The organism is Corynebacterium glyciniphilum AJ 3170, assembly GCF_007673095.1.
GTDB lineage: Bacteria > Actinomycetota > Actinomycetes > Mycobacteriales > Mycobacteriaceae > Corynebacterium.
This window is the reverse complement of the sequence record NZ_VDYZ01000343.1, coordinates 1-239: the sequence shown is the minus strand read 5'-3', so window position 1 is coordinate 239 and position 239 is coordinate 1. Positions and strand designations below refer to the sequence as shown.

The 239-nt window shown below is 64.0% G+C and carries 1 pseudogene; it reads right to left on the bottom strand.

From position 1 onward, the window contains the following. Window positions 1-197 (bottom strand): annotated as a pseudogene (locus FS507_RS20135) (hypothetical protein); the annotation flags it as partial. Window positions 198-239 lie beyond the last annotated feature (42 nt).

Here is a 239-nt window from a genome sequence, read left to right as displayed (position 1 = left end):
TCCTCCTCTCTGTTCCCCAACAACCCACAGCCAAGCCCAACCACTCCTCCCCCATCTCTCACCCCCTTCTCCACACCTCCACCTCCACATCCTTCCACCCACCCAACCTCCACCTCGATCAACCCACCTCCATCACCTCCCTCACCCACCACCCCTCCCTCGTCCTCCACCCACCTCACCACCCCCCTCTCCTCCACTCCCCCTCCCCCCCCCTCCCATCCTTCATTCCTCATACCCCC